Annotated in this window: 12 protein-coding genes; 4 read left to right on the forward strand and 8 right to left on the reverse strand. The window is 39.8% G+C overall.

Going from position 1 to position 24,902, the window contains the following annotated elements; translation table 11 throughout:
* The first annotated feature begins 355 nt into the window (after positions 1 to 355).
* Together crtO and AC5JMK_RS00010 are read left to right on the forward strand one after the other, a co-directional pair.
* Complete coding sequence (gene crtO, locus AC5JMK_RS00005; RefSeq protein ID WP_495909106.1) at positions 356 to 2,086, forward strand: beta-carotene ketolase CrtO; 1,731 nt, start codon at positions 356 to 358, stop codon at positions 2,084 to 2,086.
* A gap of 893 nt (positions 2,087 to 2,979) precedes the next feature.
* Positions 2,980 to 4,089, forward strand: coding sequence for a saccharopine dehydrogenase family protein (locus AC5JMK_RS00010; protein WP_096674945.1), 1,110 nt, complete (start codon positions 2,980 to 2,982; stop codon positions 4,087 to 4,089).
* Between the two features lie 68 nt (positions 4,090 to 4,157).
* Here the strand turns inward: AC5JMK_RS00010 and bcp are convergent, their stop codons facing one another.
* Positions 4,158 to 4,649, reverse strand: coding sequence for a thioredoxin-dependent thiol peroxidase (gene bcp, locus AC5JMK_RS00015; RefSeq protein WP_096674946.1), 492 nt, complete (start codon positions 4,647 to 4,649; stop codon positions 4,158 to 4,160).
* A gap of 167 nt (positions 4,650 to 4,816) precedes the next feature.
* On the opposite strand from bcp, the gene AC5JMK_RS00020 reads away from it, so the two are divergent.
* Positions 4,817 to 7,222 carry a metallophosphoesterase family protein gene (locus tag AC5JMK_RS00020; RefSeq protein ID WP_096674947.1) on the forward strand — a complete coding sequence of 802 codons (2,406 nt, stop codon included), beginning with the start codon at positions 4,817 to 4,819 and terminating at the stop codon, positions 7,220 to 7,222.
* Between the two features lie 25 nt (positions 7,223 to 7,247).
* On the opposite strand, the gene mnmA is transcribed toward AC5JMK_RS00020, so the two are convergent.
* Positions 7,248 to 8,303, reverse strand: coding sequence for a tRNA 2-thiouridine(34) synthase MnmA (mnmA, locus tag AC5JMK_RS00025; RefSeq protein WP_096674948.1), 1,056 nt, complete (start codon positions 8,301 to 8,303; stop codon positions 7,248 to 7,250).
* A gap of 174 nt (positions 8,304 to 8,477) precedes the next feature.
* On the opposite strand from mnmA, the gene AC5JMK_RS00030 reads away from it, so the two are divergent.
* The gene (locus AC5JMK_RS00030) at positions 8,478 to 10,166 is read left to right on the forward strand and encodes an NAD(P)H-hydrate dehydratase (RefSeq protein ID WP_096674949.1); all 1,689 of its coding nucleotides are present in this window, start codon (positions 8,478 to 8,480) and stop codon (positions 10,164 to 10,166) included.
* A 294-nt stretch (positions 10,167 to 10,460) separates the two neighbouring features.
* Here AC5JMK_RS00030 and AC5JMK_RS00035 read toward each other — a convergent pair whose 3' ends face one another.
* The 6 genes from AC5JMK_RS00035 to AC5JMK_RS00060 form a co-directional block, all read right to left on the reverse strand.
* Complete coding sequence (locus AC5JMK_RS00035; protein WP_096674950.1) at positions 10,461 to 10,790, reverse strand: hypothetical protein; 330 nt, start codon at positions 10,788 to 10,790, stop codon at positions 10,461 to 10,463.
* A 200-nt stretch (positions 10,791 to 10,990) separates the two neighbouring features.
* Positions 10,991 to 13,303 (reverse strand): hybrid sensor histidine kinase/response regulator, encoded by a 2,313-nt coding sequence (locus tag AC5JMK_RS00040; protein WP_096674951.1) that lies wholly within the window; start codon positions 13,301 to 13,303, stop codon positions 10,991 to 10,993.
* Positions 13,304 to 13,456: 153 nt separating this feature from the next.
* Positions 13,457 to 14,041: a chemotaxis protein CheB gene (locus AC5JMK_RS00045; protein WP_096674952.1), complete on the reverse strand. Its 585-nt coding sequence runs from the start codon at positions 14,039 to 14,041 to the stop codon at positions 13,457 to 13,459.
* Between the two features lie 210 nt (positions 14,042 to 14,251).
* Positions 14,252 to 15,076 carry a CheR family methyltransferase gene (locus AC5JMK_RS00050; RefSeq protein WP_096674953.1) on the reverse strand — a complete coding sequence of 275 codons (825 nt, stop codon included), beginning with the start codon at positions 15,074 to 15,076 and terminating at the stop codon, positions 14,252 to 14,254.
* Positions 15,077 to 15,525: 449 nt separating this feature from the next.
* Positions 15,526 to 19,152 (reverse strand): response regulator, encoded by a 3,627-nt coding sequence (locus tag AC5JMK_RS00055; protein ID WP_495909104.1) that lies wholly within the window; start codon positions 19,150 to 19,152, stop codon positions 15,526 to 15,528.
* 27 nt (positions 19,153 to 19,179) lie between these two features.
* On the reverse strand, positions 19,180 to 24,147 hold the full coding sequence (locus AC5JMK_RS00060; protein WP_495909105.1) for a response regulator: 4,968 nt from the start codon (positions 24,145 to 24,147) through the stop codon (positions 19,180 to 19,182).
* Between the last annotated feature and the right edge of the window lie 755 nt (positions 24,148 to 24,902).

Here is a 24,902-nt window from a genome sequence, read left to right on the forward strand (position 1 = left end):
GTATCCGCGCTTGGATGGCTCCTCAAGATCAGCCACACGAGAAATTTGTATTCCCAGAGGAAGTTCTGCCTCGTGGTAATGCTTTGTAATCTAAACGTGTGTGCATAATTTAAGAAATGACCTCACCCGGTAAGGGTGGGGTTTTCTTTTGAATTTATAAGGCATAAGATTTTATCAATTGAACAAACTAATAGATTGTTAGTGGGCAATAAAGATCAAAATCAAAAATTATTTTTTTGTCTATATTTAGTAAATTTTTTTAAGAACTACCAAAAGTTATATGTCTATGGATTTTGGCAAAAATATTAATTTCTATGACTGATGATTGATGTACTATTTTTAACGTATTTCTAACATTGAAAAGACATCTATTTCTAAAATTATCACTATGCAAGAGTACGATGTTGTTATTATTGGTGCTGGGCATAATGGGCTAGTTTGTGCTGCCTATTTATTAAAAGCAGGATACAGTGTTCTATTACTCGAAAAACGTTCTGTTCCAGGAGGTGCAGCAACTACAGAAGAATGCTTGCCACAAGAAGCACCAGGTTTCAAGTTTAATCTATGTGCTATTGACCATGAATTTATTCATCTTGGGCCAGTAGTAGAAGAATTAGAACTCAAAAAATATGGTTTGGAGTATTTAGAATGTGATCCAGTTGTATTTTGTCCTCATCCCGATGGAAAATATTTTTTAGGTCATAAATCTCTAGACAGAACATGTGCAGAAATTGCCCGTTACAACGAACGTGATGCCAAAAAGTATAAAGAATATACAGAATATTGGCAACGGGCAATAGGTGCAATGATTCCGATGTTTAATGCACCGCCAAAGTCAATTCTTGATATTTTGGGTAACTACGACGTTACCAAGATGAAAGATTTACTTTCAGTAATTGGTTCTCCAAATAAAACGCTGGACTTTGTTCGCAATATGTTAACCAGCGCTGAGGATATTCTTAATGAGTGGTTTGATGAGGAGTTTCTCAAAGCACCACTAGCAAGACTTGCTTCTGAACTTGGTGCGCCGCCTTCACAAAAAACTATTGCGATTGGGGCAATTATGATGGCAATGCGTCATAATCCTGGTATGGCTAGACCTCGTGGTGGTACGGGTGCTTTGGTGCAAGCTTTAGTAAACTTGGTCAAAAGTTTAGGCGGTGTGATCCTCACCGAGCAGCATGTTAATAGAGTATTGATTGATAACGGTTGTGCTGTAGGTGTACAGGTAGGTAATGGTACAGTATATCGCGCTAAACACGGGGTGATTTCTAATATTGATGCCAAAAGATTATTTTTACAATTGATGGATGAAAGTGATGTAGATGCTGCTGATGCAGATCTACGAGAAAGATTAGAACGGCGCATTGTTAACAACAATGAAACCATCCTCAAGATTGACTTAGCACTAAACGAACCACTACGCTTTGAACATCATCAACATAAAGATGAATATTTAATTGGGTCTGTGTTAATTGCAGATTCAATTTCTCATGTGGAACAAGCTCATAGTAAATGTACCTTGGGAGAAATTCCTGACTCTGATCCATCAATGTATTTAGTAGTGCCAACAATGCTAGATCCATCGATGGCGCCACCAGGTAAACATACTGCATGGATTGAATTTTTTGCCCCTTATCAAATTGCGGATGCAGATGGTACTGGTTTAAATGGTACTGGTTGGACAGATGAGCTAAAAAATCAAGTTGCAGACAAGGTAATAGATAAATTAGCAGACTATGCGCCGAATGTAAAAAGTGCTACTATTGCCCGTCGTGTTGAAAGTCCAGCAGAATTGGGTGAAAGATTGGGTGCTTACAAGGGGAATTATTACCATGTTGATATGACACTTGATCAAATGGTGTTTTTCCGTCCTTTACCGGAAATAGCAAACTATAAAACACCAATTGAGAATTTATTCTTGACTGGTGCGGGAACTCATCCTGGTGGTTCTATTTCCGGAATGCCTGGACGCAACTGTGCGCGGGTGTTTTTACAATCTAAGCATCCGATCGCTCAAACTTTCAAAGATGGGTGGGGTTCGATTAAATCCACAGTTGGATCGGTGTTTGGGATTAATAAGTGAGAATTTGAACTCCTAGATCCCTAACTTCTAAAGGATGCAGCTGGAGAATCAGGGGTGATACCATTTGACATTAATCACGATACAGATAAATTTGTAGAGACGCATAGCAAGATCCCGCAGGGTTATTTCGCGTTTCTACACTAGACCTCTTGCAAAAATATTTTTACCCCACCCTAACCCTAAGCGTAAACGGGGAGGGAACTAAATCTTCCCCCTGTGAACGCTACGGTGTACACACAAATCTAGGTTGAGCGCATCTGTACCGCCTCGGAATTTATTCCGAGTCTCATAGCGCAAGTCCTCTGAAGAGGACTCAAAAAAAAGTTTGTTCCAGTCCACTTGAGTGGACTTTCGCTATGAGCCTGGAACTTTAGTTCTAGGCGGGATACTTGTGTGTACACCGTAGCCCGTGAACGGGGGGATTGAGGGGGGTTCATTCGACTTTTGCAAGAGGTCTACTGTCTAACAATGCAGGTCGATACATTCGCAATGTAGGTCGATACATTAACAATGTAGGTCGATACATTAACAATGTAGGTCGATACATTAACAATGTAGGTCGATACATTAACAATGCAGGTCGATACATTAACAATGTAGGTCGATACATTAACAATGCAGGTCGATAAGTAGGTAAGCGAAAATAACTCGTCCTCCTTATCCACGAATCTTAATAGGCAATACAGTTCTGCACCGCTACGCGCATCCTTCGCAAGCGGGAAGGGTTAGGGAGGAGTATTGGGTTGGGAGGGGTATATTCCTCCATTTAGATGCAAAAGCGCTGATAAGTAATCAAGCGAACCTGATATCACTCATAAATGTCATACCTATTAGTGATGACAACCATAACTAAAAATTGATGTAATAAAGCTACTGTTGCCAATATCGGAGCAATGACAGATCGGGTTTTAATTCTTGGCGGAAGGGGACGCATCGGTGGTAGTGTTGCTCAAGATCTACTCACTCACACGCAGGCAGAAATTATCGTCACTGGACGTACACCTGCACAAATGGAAAATAATACATCTTTGCAATATATGGTGTTGGACTTGGCAGAGGTGGAGAAATTGCGGCAGGCGATCGCTTCTGTTAACGTAGTAGTTCACTGCGCTGGTCCGTTTCATTTTCGAGATGCGAATGTGCTGAAAATTTGTATTGAACAGGGTGTTAATTATGTAGATGTGAGCGACCATCGTTCTTTCACTATTAAAGCCTTACAATATCATGAAGAAGCTATAGCTGCGGGTGTGACAGCGATAGTTAATACTGGCATTTTTCCCGGCATTTCTAATAGTATGGTACGTCATGATATTGAACAATTTGATGTACCAGAAAAAATACATTTGAGTTATTTGGTATCTGGTTCTGGTGGTGCTGGTATAACAGTAATGCGAACCACATTTCTCGGCTTACAAAATTCTTTTGAAGCTTTGATAGATGGGAAATGGCAAACAGTTAAACCTTATAGTGAAAGAGAAACGGTTGACTTTCCATCTCCCTATGGACGCAGTGGTGTTTACTGGTTTGATATGCCAGAAACTTTTACTTTACCCCATGCTTTTCCAGAAATTAAAACTGTAATTACTAAATTTGGTTCTGTTCCCGATTTTTATAACCATTTAACTTGGATTGCAGCGCATGTCTTTCCTAAATCATGGATAAACAATCCTAATGGTGTAGAATTTTTATCTCATGTCAGCCATACAATGACCAATTTTACTGATCAATTTACTGGTATTGGGGTGGCAGTTCGTTCAGAAATAACGGGACAAAAAAACAGACAACAAGCTGTATATCGCTCTAATTTAACTTATGAAAATACAGCTACCTCTGCTGGTTGTGGTACGGGTAGTATTGTTCAATTTTTATTAGAAGATAAACTCAATAAACCAGGAGTTTGGCCTGTTGAAGAAGCATTATCAACTGATTTATTTATCCAAGCAATGCAAAGTCGAGGAATTACAATTGATAGTGATTGGGCTGTGAATAATTTTAATGTGTGAAGGGTGCTTATGATTAGTAGTTCGTAGTAAGGACTTTAGTCCTTAAAAAATAAGCACTAAAGTCCTTACTACAAACCATTAAATAATTCTTGTAACTTAGCAAGTACAGTCTGAACGTGATTTTTAACTTTCACATTTGACCAAACATAAGCTAAATTACCATCAGGCGCAATCAAAAAAGTTGATCGTACCACACCCATGTATTCTCTACCCATGAATTTTTTAAGTTGCCATACACCATAGCTTTCACATACCTGATGTTCAGGATCACTTAATAATTGAATTGACAAATTGTGTTTTTGAATAAATTTGCAATGAGATTTTTCAGTATCAGGACTAACGCCAACAATTTTAGCTCTCAAGGCGCTAAAATCTTGAGATAAATCAGTAAATTCTTTGGCTTCAGTTGTACAACCAGGTGTATCATCTTTGGGATAAAAGTACAAAACTAGCCAGTTTGATTGAAAATCACTCAGGCTAACTAAATTACCATCTTGATTAGGAAGAGTGAAATCAGGTGCTTTTTCTCCAGCTTGGGGAAGATTTGTGAGTGAAGACATTAATTTATCTTAAATTCAGCAGAGACAATATTATCATCTACTGAACTAAATGCGATCGCTAATTAAATTTTTTCTTAAAAATAGCATTTAGTTCTAAAAAATGCTTTATTAAGTATTAATATATTTCACTATTAAATACAAATCGTATAATTAATGGTACAAATTACATGGCATGGACATCATTAAGAGAACGAATTCACCAACTACCACTCGTTCTCGCAGGGCCGATTTTGCGACATACTGCACCAAATTCTGTAACTGTGTGGATAGCTTTGAAAGAAAGCCGCATTGTTACTCTCAAAATCTTGGATACGAATAAAAATTTATTACTAACAGGCAGTAGAGTAACTATTAAATTAGGTATTAATTTATATATAGTTGCTGTCACTGCTAGAACAAATGAAAATATACTTCAATATGGGGAAAATTATCTCTATGATTTAGAATTTGGTAATGAAGAAAACATCAGCGATCCAGGTATATTAAATACAAACGGTTCAATTAGGGAAATTATATATCCTCCCTATGATTTGCCCAGTTTTGAGCTTGTACCTTATGACTTAAAAGATTTACGTATTGTTCATGGTTCTTGTCGGAAGCCACATGGTGAAAGCTTGGATGCATTCACAGCTTTAGACAAGATGATTAAAGAAGCATTAGTAGAAGAGCCGAAAAAAAGACCACACCAACTTTTTCTTACAGGCGATCAAATCTATGCAGATGATGTAGCCGACGCCTTACTTTTCATGTTAATAGATGCAGGCGAAACATTATTAGGTTGGTCAGAAAAATTACCAGATGTCACAGATATTAAAGAATTGCAGGCTGGTCAACGTAATAATTTAGCAACCTATACTGCTGGTTTAACAGCAAGTATTACTAAACTCAATAAAATTGCTAATATTGCCAAAAGCCACTTATTTACATTCAGTGATTTTTGTACTATGTATTTATTCGCTTGGTGTGATGTGTTATGGCCCAAGCCTGAAGATTTACCGACATTTGCTGATGTTAATCAAAATTTACCCCCACTTGCGAGTAGTGAAGATTTATTTTTAAAAGAACTTGGGGATTTAAAAAGTTTTCAGACAACACTCAAACAGGTGAGACGCGCCTTAGCTAATATTCCCACGTATATGATATTTGACGACCATGAAATTACCGATGATTGGTATTTAAACATGGCGTGGTGCGATCGCGTCCTGAGTAAACCGTTAGGTAGACGTATCCTCCAAAATGGTTTACTTGCATACGCAATCTGTCAAGCTTGGGGAAATACACCAGACGAATTTATAGATGGTAAACCGGGAGAAGGATTACTTAAAGCTGCTGTTGGCTGGTTTGCTTTTCAAGGACAAAATTTAAAATACGAACAGGAAATTACTCGGCGAATTGGTTTACCATCTATTGCAGATATTAGAAATAGTCACCCCAGACAAATACCCCACACAGATGCTTCTTTAAAATGGCATTATACCGTCACAGGACCAGAATATGAAGTCATAGTACTTGATACTCGTACTTGGCGAGCATTTCCAGGCAAAGATTTTGATTTTCCAGGGCTTTTGAGTAAAGAAGCTTGTGATCAGCAAATAACAAAAGTAGTTCATCCCAAAAATGCTAAAGTGACTTTTGTAATTTCTCCGGGGCCTGTGGTTGGTGTGCCTTTTTTAGAAGCAATTCAAAAGACAGCTAAAGCTTTCGCAGAAAAATTTGGTAGTGCAGCTTGGGGTTTTGATCCGGAAGCTTGGGGTTTAGAAACAACAGCATTTGAAAGATTGCTTGCTTGTTTGGTATTACGAGCATTACCAGCAAAACAAAGTCGTGTCATTATCTTATCTGGTGATGTCCACTATAGTTTTGCATCTTGCCTCAAATATGCAGCTATCTGTCCCTTTGAACATTCAGAAAATATCAAAACTGAACTGATTGCCATTCAATTTACTAGTAGTTCTTTTAAGAATGAAGTTAGTGGTACAGGTGGAAGTCATTCATTACATAAAAAAGGTTTTCTTCCAATTGAAAAAATCAATTATTTACCCAAAGCAGAAATTTTAGGGTGGGAAAATAAAGATGAACAAGAATTAGAAATTGGTGTGATGCATGTTTATGTTGATCATGTACCGCAATGCATTCCTTGGACTATTAAGACTAATCCTGCCACAATAGATTTACTTAAAGAACGTGGTTGGCATAAAGAATTACAAGTTATAAAAAAACCGGAATGGTGGTATAAGATTAATTTCGTTTTAGGTAAAGATGAAAAAGTACATGAACCAAAAGATACTAATTTAGTCCAGCCTCAATCTATAACTGCTCCCTTACCAGGACAAAACCGCAAGCTACCTTTAGAAAAATATTTAGCTATGGCTAAAAATCACCGTGATTATTTAGGTAAATGGGGTGCTGGGAAAGCAGTTGTGGGAGTAAATAATATTGGCGAAATCACTTTTGAGGTAGTTGATGGTAAACAGATAGCTGTGCAAACTATCTGGTGGCGATTAGAAAGTTTACACGAGGGTGAGTTGCTAGAACCTTTTCCGTTAACTAGATATGAAGTTTTTTTAGAGTGAAACAGCGACTAGAAGTCGCGGCGATTCAGCTAAATTGCTCAATTATTCCTCCACCCAAAACTTTTTCTCCTTCGTACCAAACTGCTGCTTGTCCAGGTGTGATACTGAACTGGGGTTCATCGAAGACGATGCGTACGCGGGAGTTTTCCAAGGGAATTACTGTCACTGGTACGGGGTGAGAACGATAGCGGACTTGGACTTCCGCACGAATAGGACTTGCAGGTTCAGCAATGGAAACCCAATTTACCCGATTGACAGTGCATTCTGGCTGAGTTGCAAGAGTGCGATCGCCTACTATGACTTTATTGTTAGCTGCATCCAAGGCAATTACATACAACGGTTCCGCAGCCGCAATTCCCAAGCCCTTACGTTGTCCTATTGTGTAATGATGAACACCATCATGTTGCCCTAGCACCTTACCATCCATATCAACAATTTCGCCTTGTTTGGGTGCAAGATACTTATCCAAAAATGCTCGCATTGAGCCATTTGCTTCTACCAGACATAGATCCTGACTTTCTGGCTTATCGGCTGTTTTGAGATTGTATTCAGTGGCAATGCGGCGAGTTTCACTTTTTTGCACTTCTCCTAGAGGAAATACTGAACCTCTCAGTAAATCTTGCGACAAGTCATAGAGGAAGTAAGTCTGGTCTTTATTGCGATCAATTGCCCGCAGGAGTTCGTAACGTCTGGTAGCTTCGTTATAATTGATCCGCGCATAATGACCCGTAGCAATGCGATCGCATCCCAAGGTTTCGCGAGCATACTGTAACATCGGGCCAAATTTCACTGTTTTATTGCACTGCGAACAAGGCAGAGGTGTAATACCGTTACTGTATCCAGTTACTAGGTAATCAACAATATTTGTCTGAAAAACATCTCGAATATCAACAACATGATGGGGAACACCGAGCTGATCACAGATAGAAGCCGCATCTACCATACCTTCAGAGCAACATTGACCCTTTCCTTTCATTAGCCAAAGGGTCAGACCAATTACTTCATAGCCCTGATTGTGTAAAATGGCGGCGACGGTAGAACTATCAACACCGCCCGAAAGTCCTACTACGACTTTTTCCATATCGGTAAGAATTGCTAGGCTGTTATTTTTAAACTACCACTATGTAGTGACCATAATGATTGCTACTCTCAAGAATTATAGCTATTTTCTACAGTTACCAGCTTTGCCTATTCACTGATAACTGATATGAGTGATTAATGGTTAATGGTTAATTAAGAACATTGACAATCAACCATGAACAACCAACAAAAAACCCAAATTTCGCAAGTTGTAGTGACAGCACAACAGATGCGCGATATCGAAGCGCGTATCTTTGCAGCAGGAATGCCTGTAGCTGCTTTAATGGAAAAGGTTGCAGGATTGATCGCGCATCGGATTGAGGTACTTTATTTTTCTGAAGACGCGAACAAAGAGAACGCAGCGACACGGAGACGCGGGGACACGGAGAGTATTTCATCTGTATTCTCCGCATCAGCGTGTTTTCCAGTCCCCGCATCTTCCTCTGTGTCTCGACACAAAATCGGGATTCTCGTCGGCCCTGGCCACAATGGTGGGGATGCTTTGGTCGTTGCCCGTGAACTGCATTTTCGCGGTTATGCTGTCTGTATCTATAGTCCTTTTGCCAAACTTAAGGAATTAACTACACAGCATTTACAGTATGCTCAGAGTTTAGGTATTTCCTGTTATCAATCAATTGAGGACTTGCCAGAGTGCGATTTGTTGGTTGATGGATTATTTGGATTTGGGTTAGAAAGAGAACTCAAAGATCCTGTTGCTAGTGCTATTAATCAGTTAAATCAAAAGTCTATACCAATTATTAGTATCGATATGCCTTCTGGATTGCATACAGATACTGGCAAAGTTTTAGGAACCGCGATCCGGGCTACGCACACGTTATGTTTAGGTTTGTGGAAACTGGGTTTATTGCAAGACCAGGCTTTAGAATACGTCGGTAAGGCAGAGTTCATCGATTTTGATATACCTTTAGCAGATGTGGAAGCTGTACTGGCAGATGCACCCCGAATTACACGCATTACCGAAGCTACTGCGTTATCTACTTTACCTCTACCGCGTCCTGCTGTCACCCATAAATACAAAGAAGGACATTTATTATTAATTTGCGGTTCACGTCGCTATGCTGGAGGCGCGATTTTAACTGGATTGGGAGCAAGGGCTAGTGGGGTTGGGATGCTGTCAATTGCTGTACCAGAATCTCTCAAGCCGATTATGGTTAGTCATTTGCCAGAAGCACTGATTGTCGGTTGTCCAGAAACTGAAACAGGCGCGATCGCTCAATTACAATTACCAGAAAACACAGACTTAAATTCATTTCATGCGATCGCTTGTGGTCCCGGTTTAACCAAAGATGCCAGCCCGATTTTACAGCAAGTATTAGAAAGCACAAACCCCTTGATTCTTGATGCCGATGGTTTAAATATTCTGTCAGAAATGAAAACCCCCCTTAGTGAGGGGGGGACAAAAGGAGGGGTGGTGCGACAAGCACTGACAGTACTTACACCCCATGCAGGCGAATTTCAACGCTTATTTCCCGACTTACCAAATGCCAAGCAAGACAGAATCGAAGCAGTACGGGAAGCAGCAGCCCAAAGCGGAGCAGTAATATTATTGAAAGGAGCTAGAACTGCGATCGCAAATCGCCAAGGTTCTGTGTGGATAGTTCCTGAAAGTACTCCAGCTTTAGCGCGAGGTGGTAGTGGTGACGTGTTAACTGGGTTAATGGGTGGATTAATTGCCCAAGCTATCACACATCAAATACCTGCCGAAGATATGGTAGCAACTGCTGCTTGGTGGCACGCTCAAGCCGGAATTTTGGCAGCGCAAGAACGCACAGAATTAGGAGTAGATGCATTTACGTTGACGCATTATTTACTAAAATTTCTGGCGTTGCTGAATGCGGTATGAATCCGAATGTAGAGACACGATATATCGTGTCTCTACAAAGATTTTGGATTAGTCCGTGTGGGCGGACTTAGTTTGTATAGCCAAAATAGGCATATATTACTCCCGGCTAGGTGCAAGATCTGAGTTAACATTTGAAGCGTATCGGGTGCTAAGGGTGTAATATCATTTCCATATGAAGATGCATAGAAAGAACCCCACCGCCTTCGGCACCTCCCCTTGGTAAGGGGAGGTTGGGAGGGGTTAAAATAATGTGCAGCTTCATATTTAATTGGTATAAGACCATTACATCTTTATTTATCTTTGAAAAATTGGGGCGTTAGTGTTGTGTCTGTGAAATAAAATTGACCCTACATTACAAACTAAACAAGTAATAGCTAGCCACAATAAAACGTAAGTAGGAATCATGACTACGCCAATCATAAACCAAGTGTAAACATGCAATATCATCACAACAGCAAATATGCAGCCTGTTATTGCTAATTGCCAAACTTGAGATGATGGGCGACGGAGTGCGGCAAAAATCATTGTCAACAGCGTGGCAAGTAAGTTTGCTGGCACAAGAAATGCACAAATACTAACGCAGTTGGTGCGGGAAAACTCCGCTAGGCTGTTGAAATCGAGCATTCATCTTTAAGGTAATGTCAATTAAGTATAAGACACTTAATCAGGCAATTAAATAACGAAATATAAATATAAGCATTACTCAATTTAATGTTATGAAAAATTTACATACTTGTTATTGGTTGTTAAGTATTTCCGTTACATAACACCTACCCAAAGCTACCCCCTTTCCTTGTCCCTGATTCCCGATCCTCGATCCCCGATCAACTTCCCGTATTTAATCTTTGCATTAATTTTGCTACTGAGTTAATTAATTGATTTGGTTCAACTGGCTTGGTAACATACATCTGAAAACCTGCATCTAAGGCTTGTTGGCAATCTTGTGACCTGGCATAAGCTGTTAATGCGATCGCAGGTAAATTCCCTCCTTGTTCTGGTTGCATCTTTCGGATTTTACGGATTAAGCTGTAGCCATCTTCCTCTGGCATACTGATATCACTAATCAATATATCCGGTAGAGATTTTGCGATCGCTAAAAGTGCTAATTGTACTGAACTAACTGCTGTTACTTCAGCTCCAGAATCTTGCAGTACGGTGGCTACATATTCTCGTGTATCAGTATCATCATCTACTATTAGCACCTGTAAACCATTTAAGGATGATTCTGTAAGTCCTTTAGAAGACGCTATTTTCGTTGTCTGTTCTGTTGGTTTTAATTTCCACTTTGGAGGAACAGTAGAGACTTTCTTAAAATTCTCCTCGGCTTTGGAAGTGGTAGCACATTCTTGATTTACACATCCCTCGGTCACTGTATTATCATTGGCTTGTTCGTGTCTTTTCAACAATGGCAATTTTATAGTAAATGTTGCTCCCTGTCCTAATCCTGGACTATCAGCATGAACACTACCACCATGCATTTCCACTAAATAACGTACGATCGCCAATCCCAATCCTAATCCACCGTGGTTTCTAGTTATACTCCCATCTGCTTGACGGAAGCGATCAAAAACGTAGGGGAGAAATTCTGGACTAATACCAACACCTGTATCACTGATGGTGATTTGGGCGTAATTAGCACAGGGACTAGACAAGGATAAATTGTCTTCTTCTCCCCCGTGTCCCCCTTGCGCTATTTCCAATGATCCATTTTCCTTTGCAACTTCCAGGCGTAGTTCTACCCTGCCATCAGAAGAGGTAAATTTAAGAGCATTGTTAAGCAAATTCCAGAGAACTTGTTGGAGGCGGTTAGGATCACCTGAGACGAACACGGAAGATGTGGTTTCGCAAGACGTCGTGACAGGAAGACGCGATGACGCGGAGAGTATTTCATCTTTATTCCCTGTGTCTTTGCGTTCCCGTGTTTGTGTGTTCTCTGTTTCGCCTAGTTCGACTACATATTCAAGTAGAATTTGTTTTGCTTCTGCTTCTAGACGTACGCTATTTATAACTGTTGCAGTTAAGCTAACTAAGTTGACTGGACAAATATTAAGACTAAGCTTGCCTCGCATAATCCGCGAGACATCTAAGATATCTTCTATAAGTTGAGCTTGCAAACCAGCATTGCGTTCAATAGTTTCTACTGCACGGGCGATCGCTTCTTCATTTAATTTTCGCTGACGTAATAATCTAGACCAACCCAATATAGATGTTAAAGGTGTGCGGAGTTCATGAGAGAGAGTCGCTAAAAATTCATCTTTGAGGCGATTTGCTGTTTCAGCTTCTTGGCGTGCTGTTTGTTCGCGGATGAGTTTGATGTGTTCTTCTTCGGCTTTTTTGCGCTCTGTGATATCTTCTGATGTGCCGGTAAAACCAATCACGTTGGCTTCTTCCGAAAGCATTGGGGATGAGGACACATTAACCCAACGCTCAATTCCATCTGGAGTGATGATGCGAAACTCACCTTTGTATTCTCTACCTTCAGCAGCAGCAGTATACCAATTTGCCACTACTGATTGTTGGTCTTCATGATGAATTGTGGTGATCCAGCCTTCATCTAAACTTTGCTCTGGCGTCAAGCCAAAAATCGCATGGTAGCGGGGATTCGCATAAGTGCATTTACCATGTTGATCAGTTAAAAAAATGCCTACGGGTGAACAAGCACTCAAAGAGCGAAACATTTCTTCGCGTTTTTTGAGTTCAGCATTCATTGCAGCTAGTTGTGTGGCTTGTCGCTTCACTTCAGCGCTTTTTTGGAACAAATCAATAAACGCCGCTACCTTAGATTTCAATATCTCCGGTTCTATGGGCTTAAAAAGATAATCTACTGCACCCAGAGAATATCCTCTAAATACCATGTTGTCACTGGTGTTGAATGCGGTGACAAAGATGATTGGTGTGTGGCGCGATCGCTCTCGTTGTCGAATTAGAGCTGCTGTCTCGAACCCGTCCATATCTGGCATTTGCACATCCAACAAAATCACAGCAAAATCCTGATTTAAAAGATTTCGCAAGGCTTCTGCGCCTGATGTAGCCCTTACCAAGTTATGATCAAGGCTGTCTAATATTGCCTCTAGGGCTAGCAAATTCTCTGGATGATCATCTACCAACAGAACATTAACTTTAGGCTCAAATGACATTTCAAATATACACTTTTAGAAATAGAACAAGCCGTTTTGACGTCTTCCTATTGACTGTGACGCTAAAGCTAGCTGAATTCCCACTATCTTAAGTTATAATTTTGGTTTTCTTGGGATTGGGGATTGGGAAACGGGGATCGGGGATTATAGAATTTATATATTGCAAATTTTTACTAAGAAAGCAGGAATCTCTAGTAATGATAAGACTTTATCTGCGACTCCGAGTGCGATCGCAGCAGCAGGCATAACTGAGCAATGAGCGCTCTCAGGTTCTTGGACTATAGTGATTCCGCCTCGTGCTTGAATTTTTGCCAGTCCTTGAACACCATCTTGATTGGCTCCTGTTAACAACATACCAATAAGTTTTTGATTATAAGCTTCTGCCGCAGTTTCAAATAGTACATCAATTGATGGTCGTGCGTAAGTTACAGGAGCATCGGTAGATAAGGAAAAATAAGGTTGAGAAACTGTTAGACTTTTGCTTTCTACCAGTAAGTGATAATCTGCTGGAGCTAAATATACCTGTCCAGCTAAAATATCTTCTTTATCTTCTGCCTCTTTAATAACTAAATTACTATAATTTTGTAATAGTAATCTTAATGTATCATCGGAAGACTTATGACGATGTTGAACAACGGCTATTGGTATAGGAAAAGTCTCTGGCAAACCAGACAAAATGACTTGTAAAGCTTCTAAACCACCCAAAGATGTACCGATCACTATGAGTTTGTATGTCATAACTTTTCATTCATTTCATGTGTTAGTGGTTGGTGGTTAGTGGTTGGGGATTGATTTTCCAAGCAACAAACAACAAGCAACAAACAAGAAACAACAAAATCTAGTACAGCACGACGTAAATAAACATACTATTTAAAATGACGCAAAAGCCCGGAATACAATTCTTTTGAATGCGTGAATGCGTGAGTTTTGACTTCCAAGGAACTGGTACTAGCTCAATCTTCGGTAAATTTTTTCAGTATTGATTAATTGCTCATAATCTTGTTCATAAGGTGTAAATCTAATAGATTCTTGACGTCCTAATCCTAAAATTCCTAATCTAATTAAACTTTCATAAAAAAGTTTATGAACTCGGTGCTGAAGAAATTTATCAAAGTAAATTAATACATTACGACAAAAAATTACATGAAATTCATTAAAAGAATTATCAGTAGCTAAATTATGTAATGAAAAAATTATATTTTCTTTAAGTTCTGATGAGAAAATAGCATTTCCATAAGCTGCTGTATAGTATTCAGAAAAAGATTTATTACCACCAGATTGTATATAATTATGAGTATATTCTTTCATCATTGCTAATGGGAAAATACCCGATTTTGCTTTACGCAAAACCATTTCATTCATGTCAGTAGCATATAAACGCGAACGGTGATAAAGTCCTTCTTCTTTCAGCAAAATAGCCATAGAATATACTTCTTCACCAGTAGAACAACCAGCGTGCCAAATACGAATAAAAGGATAAGTTCTTAAGATTGGAATTACTTTATTTCTAACAGTCAAAAAAAAGCTTGGATCTCGGAACATTGCCGTAACATTGATCGATAGATTTAATAATAATCTTTCGAGACACTCTGGGTGGTGAAGAACTTGCTCTTGTAGTCCAGAGATAGTGGTTAAACCTTCAATTTTTACGGTATTCCAAATTCGCCGTTTGAGCGAAGCTAAGGCATAATTTCTGAAATCAAATCCATAATAACGATATATACCTTCTAATAACAATTGAATTTCTACATCTTCTAGTTCTTCCTTCTCCATATTCTTTTAGTTAATTTGATAATATCAATAAATATATGTTTGTTGGTAGTTGGTAGTTGGTTGACTATTGGCAATAGACCATTCAATACGGTTAGGTTAAGAATTTTTAGTTATAATTTTGGGTATGTACCAGACGCGATATATCACGTCTGGTACAGGATTTAAATGTCAATCTATTTGTCTTATACCATTTCCATATGAAGATGCATAGAAAGAACCCCACCGCCTTCGGCACCTCCCCTTGGTAAGGGGAGGTTGGGAAGGGTTAAAATAATGTGCAGCTTTACAGAGAATTGGTATTATCCAAACCGTATTGATTAATCATTGAACCATTAACCATTAACCATTGACTATATTTCACTTTATTATTTATAAACTGCAAGTATAAATTCCTGCATCTATCCACACATTTAAAATCAGAACTCACACCTCTGTCTGAGGAAAGAATCCTATCGGTACAACCAAACACGCAACAACGACAGCAATTGTTCAGTGTCAACAGGCTTGGTAATATAGTCAGATGCACCAGCTTCAATACATTTTTCACGATCGCCTTGCATAGCTTTGGCAGTTAGGGCAATAATTGGTAGAGATTTAAAATTCAGGTTAGCGCGGATGCGACGGGTAGTTTCGTAGCCATCCATTCCTGGCATCATTATATCCATCAAGATAGCATTAACATCGGGATTATTTTCTAAAACAGCAATACCATCACTTCCATTTTCAGCATATAAAACTTGCATTTGATAACGCTCAAGCAGACTAGTTAAAGCAAAAATATTGCGAACATCGTCATCTATAATTAAAACTTTTTTGTCTACTAGTAGGGTATCGGAAGTTTGTAATTGTTCGAGAATTTGGCGTTTAGGTGCGGGTAAATTAGCTTGGATACGGTGCAAGAATAAAGCAGTTTCATCTAAAAGACGTTCTGGCGATCGCACATCTTTGACAATTACTGTTTCTGCGATACGTTGCAGTTGTGTATCTTCGCTTCTCGTCAATTCCCTTGCTGTGTATACAATAATCGGTAATGCTTCACCGTTCGGTAGTTGTTTGATTTGTTCAATTAATTCAAAACCACTCATATCTGGTAGTCCTAAATCTAAGACTACGCAATCAAATTGTTCGTTGGCGATCGCAGATAATGCTTCACTACCAGTACTGACAGCAGTAGTCGCAACGTCACCGTTACCAATTAACGCTACAAGACTTTTACGTTGATTTTCATTATCTTCGACAATCAGCAAATTTTTGACTTGTCTTTCTACAAAACCTTTAATTTTAGTTAGTGATTTGTGTAGTGCTTCGCTGCTGATGGGTTTTTGCAAATAGGCGATCGCACCTTGTTGTAAACTGCGCTGTTTTCCTTCTTCGATAGTCATCACATGTACAGGAATGTGGCGAGTATTTCCATCATGTTTGAGGCGATCTAGTACCGTCCAACCATCGATTCCTGGTAAATGGATGTCTAACAAAATTGCTGTCGGTTGATATTCCTGTGCTAAGACTAAACCAGTATTACCACTATGAGCAAGGATTCCTTTAAAATCACATTGCCGTGCCATATCTAAAAGTATACGAGCAAACTTAGTGTCATCTTCCACAATTAACAGTGTGCGATCGCCCGGTTGGATGTTGTTTCTGTCGTCAATGACTAGAGTAGGGGAAGTGAGGGGAGTGTGGGGAGAGGAGGGAGTGGGGGAAGTGGGGGGAGCAATTTTTCTCCCTTGTCTCCCTTGTCCCTCTACTCTATTTACCTGGGGTAAATACAACGTAAATGTGCTACCTTCACCAGGTTGACTGACTAGTTTAATTTCTCCATCAAACAAACGAGTAATTTCTCGACTGATGGATAAACCTAAACCTGTACCACCAAATTTACGGCTGGTAGTACCATCTGCTTGTTGAAATGCTTCAAAAATGATTTTTTGTTTTTCGGGAGCGATACCGATACCTGTATCTTTGACTGCAAAACCAATAACTGTTTCAGCTTGATTTAATGTTTGACGATCAAAACTCCAGCCCTGTTTTGCTAAAAATATTTTTAAGCTAACTTCACCTTTTTCTGTGAATTTAAAAGCGTTAGCAAGTAGATTTTTGAGGATTTGTTGTAGCCGTTTGACATCTGTGTAAATTGTCGATGGTAATTCTGGCTCTAATTCAATTGTAAAATTCAGTCCTTTGTCAATTGCTACTTGTCTAAAAGTGCGTTCTAATGGTTCGCAGAAGTCGGGAAATGGTAGCTGAACCATATTAATAGACATGGTTCCTGATTCAATTTTGGCTAAGTCGAGAATGTCATTAATTAATGATAACAAATCGTTGCCTGAAGAGTAAATTGTTTCGCTATATTCAATTTGTTTATGACTGAGATTGCCTTCAACGTTATCTGCTAGCATTTTTGCTAGTATTAACAGGCTGTTAAGTGGTGTCCGCAATTCGTGGGACATATTTGCGAGAAACTCAGACTTATATTTAGAAGAAAGTTCTAATTGTTCGGCTTTTTCTTCTAATGACATTCTGGCGTGTTCGATTTCGTTATTTTTACGTTCTACTTCTTTGTTTTTGTTAGATAATAATTCGGCTTTTTCTTCTAATTCAGTATTAAGTTGTTGTAATTCTTCGTTGGATTCTTCTAATTCTTGTTGCTGCTGTTTCAGGATTTCTTCTGATGTTTGTAACTCTTGAGACTGTTGTTCTAAGCGTTGATTTTTCTGTGTAAGTTCTTGTTGCTGAAGTTGTAATTGTTGAGTTAATTGTTGAGATTCTTCTAGAAGTTCTTGAGTACGAATATCAGCACTAATAGCACTCAACACTACACCAAAAGTTGCACTAACTTGGTCTAAAAAAATGAGATGAATTTCACTAAATATTTGAAAAGAGGCTAATTCCATGACTGCGATTACCTCATCTTCAAACAATACAGGCAATACAATGATATTTAAGGGTTTAGCATCTCCTAAGCCAGAACTAATACGGATATAATCACTTGGTACATCTGTAAGTATAATTTTTTGTTTTTCTAAGGCGCATTGTCCCACCAATCCTTCACCGAAGCGGAATCTATTTGATAGGCTTTTACGCTCTTGGTATGCATAACTACTCAGTAGTTTTAGTAAGGGTTGCTCATTTTCAAAGTCCATCAAGTAGAAAACACCCTGTTGTGCGCCTACCAGTGGTGCAAGTTCTGCAAGAATCATTCTCGCAACATTTTGTAAATTTCTTTGTCCTTGCAGCATCTGGCTAAATCTGGCAAGGTTAGACTTGAGCCAGTTTTGTTCATTATTTCTGAGATTTGTTTCGCGGAGATTGGCGATCATCTGATTAAATGCGTGTGTCAGTATTCCTATTTCATCCCTGCGTTTACTAACTGGTACACTTACAGACAAATCTCCCTCGGCTAATTTTTCTGTAGCTTGAGATATTTCTCCGAGTGGCTGAGAAATATTTTTAGTGAGATAAATACCAATTAAAGTTAATAATAAAAAAGCCAGAGGAATACCATAGATAATAGTATCAGTTGCTTCTTGAGCAGCAATTTCAGTCTTGTCAGTACGCTTTTTTAAAAGTCGCACTTCTTCGGCTTCCATCTCTGTGGCTATACGACGGATTCTATCTAATAAAACCCTACCATTGTCTTGCTGTATCTGTTGTCTAGCGGCATCAAATCCTTGATCCTCTCGTAAAGCAATTCTTTTTTGGACAATAGATTGACGTTCATCGATTGTTGCTTTTAAATTATCTAATCTATTTTGTTGTAGAGAATTATCTGATATCAAACTACGCAGATTTTTAATATTTTTATCAACATTTGGTAATGCATTATTATAAGACAACAAAGCGTTTTTATCCCCAGTAATTATGTAACCTCTTTGCCCTATTTCTATATCTTGAATATTAGTAATTAAATCATTTAATTCGCCGATAACTCTATAAGTGTGAGCTTGCCAACGAGAATTGTCAATTAAGTTGTTAGTAGTGCGGTATGAAATAAATCCGAGAGTTGCAAGAATTGATAAACCTAAAGCAAATCCTGCGCCAATTTTTGTCCCTATTTTGAAATTGTTATTTACCATTTGGAATTCATTGGATAAATCAAGTTATCACTGATATAGCCAGACACGCAATAGTGAAAGTAATTGTTCAATATCAACAGGCTTGGTAATATAGTCAGATGCACCAGCTTCAATACATTTTTCCCGATCGCCTTGCATAGCTTTAGCAGTCAGGGCAATAATTGGCAGAGATTTAAAATTCGGATTAGCGCGGATACGTCGGGTGGTTTCATAGCCATCCATTTCTGGCATCATCACATCCATTAAGACAACATTCATGTCAGGATGATTTTGTAAAACTTCTATGCCATCACTACCATTTTCCGCATACAAAATTTGCATTTGATAACGTTCTAGCATACTAGTTAGGGCAAAGATATTGCGAACATCGTCATCAATGATGAGAACTTTTTTACCTGCGAGTTGAAAGTCAGAGTTTTGTAATTGTTCGAGGATTTGACGTTTGGGTGCAGGTAAATCAGCTTGGACACGATGTAAGAATAAAGCAGTTTCATCTAAAAGACGTTCTGGCGATCGCACATCTTTAACAATAATTGTTTCTGCGATGCGTCGCAGTTGCACATCTTCAGTTCTAGTTAATTCTCTGGCAGTATAGACAATTATTGGTAATGCTTCGCCATTTGGGGATTGCTTGATTTGTTCGATTAATTCAAAACCATTCATATCTGGTAATCCTAAATCCAGAACTATGCAATCAAATTGCCCATTTTGGATGACTTGTAATGCTTCACTACCGTTACTGACAGCAGTAGTAGCAACATCACTATTACCAATTAACTCCACAATACTCAGGCGTTGATTTTCATCATCTTCTACAACTAGTAAATTTTTGACTCGCCTTTCTACAAAACCTTTGATTTTAGTGATTGCTTGGTGTAATGCTTCGCTGTTGATGGGTTTTTGTAAGTAAGCGATCGCACCTTGTTGCAAACTGCGCTGTTTTCCTTCTTCTGCTGACATCACATGTACAGGAATGTGACGGGTTTTGGCGTCATGTTTGAGGCGATCTAGTACCGCCCAACCATCCATTCCTGGTAGTCGAATATCCAGGATAATCGCAGAAGGTTGATATTCATTAGCTAATGCTAAACCCGTGTTGCCACCATGAGCAACAATACCCTTAAATTCATTTTGTCGCGCCATATCTAACAGAATTCGGGCAAACTTAATATCATCTTCCACTATTAATAGTGTGCGATCGCCCGGTTGCATATTGTCTCTGTCATCAATGATCGGCGAGGAGGAGAGGGGAGAGGGAGTGGGGGGAGTGTGGGGGGTGTGGGGAGTGGGGGGAGCAATTTTTCTCCCTTGTCCTTCTTGTCCTTCTTGTCCTTCTTGTCCCTCTCTACTCGGTTGGGGTAAATACAAGGTAAACGTACTACCTTCTCCAGGTTGACTAACTAGTTTAATTTCCCCATCAAACAAACGGGTAATTTCTCGACTGATGGATAAACCTAAGCCTGTACCGCCAAATTTGCGGCTGGTAGTACCGTCTGCTTGTTGGAATGCTTCAAAAATGATTTTTTGTTTTTCGGGAGCGATACCAACACCTGTATCTCTAACAGCAAAAGCGATGACTTTGTTTGCATGATTCAATATTTCTTGATCAGAACTCCATCCCTGTTTGGCTACAAATATTTGCAAACTAACTTCACCTCGATCTGTAAACTTAAAGGCGTTTGCTAATAGATTTTTCAGGATTTGTTGCAGCCGTTTGGCATCAGTGTAAATTGTCGGTGGTAGTTCTGGATCTAATTCAACTGTGAAATTTAGTCCTTTGTTTACTGCAATTTGCCTAAATGTGCGTTCTATCTGTTCGTGGAAATCCGATAAGCGAATCTGATCCATATCAATCGACATGGTTCCCGATTCGATTTTGGCTAAATCAAGAATGTCATTGATTAAGGACAACAAATCGTTACCAGCGGAGTAGATTGTGCGGCTATATTCGATTTGCTTGTTGTTGAGATTTCCTTCAACATTGTCTGCTAACAGCCTAGCCAAGATCAGCAAGCTGTTGAGTGGTGTCCGCAATTCATGGGACATGTTTGCGAGAAACTCAGATTTATATTTAGAAGATAGGGCGAGTTGTTCGGCTTTTTCTTCCAAAGATACTCTGGCTTGTTCAATTTCTTTATTTTTGCGTTCTACTTCTTTCTTTTGTACAGCTAGTAATTCTGCTTTTTCTTCGAGTTCGGCGTTGGTTTTTTGTAATTCTTCTTGTTGTTTCTTGAGTAAATCTTCAGATGCTTTTAGAGTTCGGGCTTGTTGTTCGAGGCGTTTGTTGGTTTCTCGTAGTTCATTTTGCTGACTTTGCAATTCCTCGGCTAAAGACTGGGATTGTTTGAGTAACTCTTCGGTACGCATACTAGCAGCGATGGTGTTCAACACGATCGCAATACTTTCGGTGAGTTGGTCAAAAAATGTCAGATGAATATCGCTAAAACGTTGGAAGGAAGCCAGTTCAATTACCGCCGTTACTTGTCCTTCAAATAGTACAGGTAGCACTACATCATTGAGTGGAGTTGCTTCACCCAAGCCAGAACTAATTTTGATATAGTCATGCGGTACTTCTGTGAGCAAAATTCGTTCTTTTTCTAAAGCGCATTGTCCAACTAAACCTTGACCCAAGTGGAAGCGGTTGGCTAGATGTTTGCGTTCCCGATAGGCGTAACTACTCAGTAACTTTAAGTACGAGTTATTATCTGTATTTTCCATAATGTAGAAGACGCCGTGGGCTGCTCCTACTAAAGGTGCTAACTCACTAAGTATTAGTTTTGATACAGTTTCGAGGTCACGCTGACCTTGCAACATCCGGGTAAACTTGGCAAGGTTGGTCTTTAACCAGTCTTGTTCGGTGTTTTTTTGCGTTGTTTCGCGCAGATTGGCGATCATCTGGTTGATGTTGTCTTTGAGGATCGCAACTTCACCTAATGCTTCCACAGAAATAGACCGAGTTAAATCACCTTTTGTCACCGCCGTTGCAACTTCTGCGATCGCTCGTAGCTGGGTAGTCAGTGTTGCAGCTAGTTCATTGACGTTATCAGTCAAATCTTTCCACGTACCAGCCGCGCCCGGTACTTTGGCTTGTCCGCCTAATTTCCCTTCAATACCGACTTCCCGCGCCACGGTCGTCACTTGGTTGGCAAAGGTCGCCAGGGTATCAATCATCTCATTGATTGTTTCTGCCAAAGCCTCAATTTCACCTTTGGCGTCTAACATCAGTTTCCGCTTTAAGTCACCGTTGGCAACAGCCGTCACAACTCTGGCAATTCCTCGCACCTGTGCCGTCAAGTTACTCGCCATCGAGTTTACATTATCAGTTAAATCTTTCCAAGTGCCACCCACACCTTTAACTTGCGCTTGACCACCGAGTTTGCCTTCGGTTCCCACTTCCCGCGCCACCCGTGTAACTTCTGATGCAAAGGAACTAAGTTGATCCACCATTATATTAATGGTGTTTTTCAAATCCAAAATTTCGCCCCTGACATCAACGGTGATTTTCTTGGAAAGGTCGCCATTTGCCACCGCCTTTGTGACTTCGGCAATATTTCGCACTTGCGCTGTCAGGTTGCCTGCCATCGAGTTTACATTGTCGGTTAAATCTTTCCAAGTGCCACCCACACCTTTAACATAGGCTTGGACACCGAGTTTTCCTTCGGTTCCTACTTCTCTGGCCACCCGTGTAACTTCTGATGCAAAAGAGTTGAGTTGATCCACCATTGTGTTAATGGTATTTTTCAACTCTAAAATTTCGCCTTTGACATCAACAGTAATTTTCTTGGAAAGATCACCGTTAGCAACAGCTGTGGTGACTTCAGCAATATTCCGCACCTGGGAAGTTAAGGAACCCGCCATTGAGTTGACGCTATCTGTTAAATCTTTCCAACTACCAGCCACACCTTTGACTTCTGCTTGGACAGCAAGTTTGCCTTCGGTTCCTACTTCTGTTGCAACTCGCGTAACTTCTGATACAAAAGAATTAAGTTGATCTACCATCGTGTTAATGGTATTTTTCAACTCTAAAATTTCGCCTTTGACATCAACAGTAATTTTCTTGGAAAGATCACCATTAGCAACAGCTGTTGTCACAGCAGCAATATTGCGGACTTGTGCTGTCAAGGAACCCGCCATAAAGTTAACGCTGTCTGTTAAATCTTTCCAAGTCCCCGCAACACCTTTAACGTCTGCTTGGACACCGAGTTTTCCTTCCGATCCTACTTCCCTCGCAACCCGCGTGACTTCCGATGCAAAAGAGTTGAGTTGATCCACCATTATATTGATGGTGTTCTTCAACTCGAAAATTTCCCCTTTCACCTGCACAGTAATTTTTTTGGAAAGATCACCATTAGCAACGGCTGTAGTCACTTCAGCAATATTACGGACTTGGGCTGTTAAATTTCCAGCCATCAAGTTGACGTTATCTGTTAAATCTTTCCAAGTACCAGCCACTCCCGGTACTTCTGCTTGGACGCCGAGTTTTCCTTCGGTTCCGACTTCCCTGGCGACCCGCGTCACTTCACTAGCGAACCCATTCAACTGACCCACCATTGTGTTGACCATTTGGGCAGTTTGGAGAAATTCTCCCTTGAGGGGTCTACCGTCCATCTCTGGTGCTATGGTTTGGGAAAGATCACCATTTGCCACTGCTCTGATCACACGCGCTGTTTCAGCAGTAGGCTGAATTAAGTCGGTAATTAGTGTATTAACAGAATTAACGCAGGTAGACCACGCACCGCGCATGTCGCCTAGAGTTGCTCGTTCGCTAATTTTGCCGTCTTTCCCAACAACATTACCAATTCGCTGTAGCTCTGCTGTTAGTAGCTCATTTTGCTCAATAATATCATTGAGTGTATCAGCAATCTTTCCTGCCATACCAGTTTGGTCGATAGGCATCCGTGCCGAAAAGTTGCCTTTTTTGACTGCTGACAGTGTTCTGAGCAGTTGTTTTAAATCTAAATTGTCGCTTTCTTTGGTTAACTGTTCAGTGGTCATACGGAAGTCTATAAAATAGATTATACGTTTTTCTCTGATTGCCTGCTACTAGTTTCAATTACACTTTGCTTATAAAAGATATACCAACCAAATAGTCAGGCTAGAGGAAACTTGGCTCTTAGTCAATTGGCTATGCAGACTTGGATGTATAGACTATAACGAAATTTCTAAAAATCGCAATCAATTAATAGATATAAATCTATCCAAGGTATGATTAATTTTTAGAAATTTAAAATTGGTCATTGGTTAACCTCTAACAGGATTTTGGATCTTATATCAAGTTCGGATAATTAGTTATACTTCCCACAGTCATTGCACCCCACCCCTTAATCCCCTCCCCGCAAGCGGGGCTGCGGTGTACACAGAAGTCTTATAAAGTTGCCTAGTAGCGTTTTGATCCCCCCTAACCCCCCTTAAAAAAGGGGGAACTAGAATCAAAGTCCCCCTTTTTAAGGGGGATTTAGGGGGATCAGAGGATTTATGTGTACACCGCAGGCGTGCGGGGAGGGGAGGTTTTGGCTTTAGACAAAATTGGGGTGGGGTTCAAAGGGAATTATAAGTAATCAAGCGAATCTAATTTTAGATTTTAAATTGATGAGGCACAGACAGGTAAAAGATTATGTCCCCACATTGAGTGCTGTTAAAGTTGTGGTATCTGGGGAAGAAGTTATAGTTTTTGAGTTCGCCGAAATAGTTTTTGGGTTCGCCGAAATGGTTTTTGGGTTCGCCGAAATAGTTTTTGGGTTCGCCGAAAT

The organism is Pelatocladus sp. (assembly GCF_059505505.1).